We start from the raw sequence: 922 nt of genomic DNA, 5'->3' as shown, positions 1-922 counted from the left end.
CCAAAAATAAAAGCCTTGCGTAGCAAGGCTTTTATTTTTGGGCTTCGAGAAAGGGTTTGCTTAGCAAACCCTTTCTCGAAACCCGTTTCAAATTATCCCGAACTCACGTTATCCTAAGTCAAGTGACCAAGGAAACTCTTGAAAGCGTTGCTTTTCAACGCTTTCAAAAATTTCCTTGGTTTGGGTTTGAGCGCAAAGAACTGTAAATGCATAATTGCTCAGTTTATGATGAAACATCTAAGTAGCTGGGCATAATTAGAACCTAACTTAGTTTTGAACTAAGACCGCAAGGAGTAATCTATTACAATGACCAAAGGCAGATTAGAGGCTTTTAGCGATGGCGTTATCGCCATTCTGATCACGATCATGGTGTTAGAGTTAAAAGTTCCCCATGAATCAACCTTAGAAGCATTACGCCCCTTAATTCCCATATTTCTGAGTTATGTACTTAGTTTTATCTACTTGGGAATCTATTGGAATAATCACCACCATATGTTACAAGCCGTGAGACAGGTTAATGGTGGAGTTTTATGGGCAAATATGCATTTGCTATTTTGGCTATCGCTGATCCCCTTTGTAACAGCATGGTCGGGCGAGAACTTGTTCTCTGCTGTACCAGTTGCACTCTATGGTCTGGTACTGATGATGTCAGCGATCGCTTATTACATTCTGAGCCGTCTATTGATCTCTCATCATGGGCAAGATTCGACATTGGCGATCGCCCTTGGCAAAGATTTCAAAGGTAAAATCTCAGTAGTGATTTATGCCCTAGCAATTCTGCTTTCTTTCCTAAACCCATGGCTCTCTCTAATGTTATATGTTGCCGTAGCAATTATGTGGTTAATTCCCGATCGCCGTATTGAACCCACATTCCGCTCGTAATGGAAGGGTAAAATAATTACCAAAAAGCAAAAAAAGGAGG

General features: G+C 40.8%; 1 protein-coding gene. It reads left to right on the top strand.

What is annotated here, in order from left to right; all coding sequences use genetic code 11:
- Positions 1 to 306 precede the first annotated feature (306 nt).
- Positions 307 to 882, top strand: a complete 576-nt coding sequence (locus PSE7429_RS22420; RefSeq protein ID WP_009627286.1) for a TMEM175 family protein — start codon at positions 307 to 309, stop codon at positions 880 to 882.
- The last annotated feature ends 40 nt before the right edge of the window (positions 883 to 922 follow it).

This window comes from Pseudanabaena biceps PCC 7429 (assembly GCF_000332215.1).
In the GTDB taxonomy this organism is placed as follows: Bacteria; Cyanobacteriota; Cyanobacteriia; order Pseudanabaenales; family Pseudanabaenaceae; genus Pseudanabaena; species Pseudanabaena biceps.
The sequence above is the reverse complement of the archived record's forward strand: the minus strand, read 5'-3'. Positions and strand labels throughout refer to the sequence as shown.

Excerpts from the sequence above, each read along its gene's own strand:
- PSE7429_RS22420 (WP_009627286.1), top strand. The coding sequence starts at position 307 with ATGACCAAAGGCAGATTAGAGGCTTTTAGCGATGGCGTTATCGCCATT.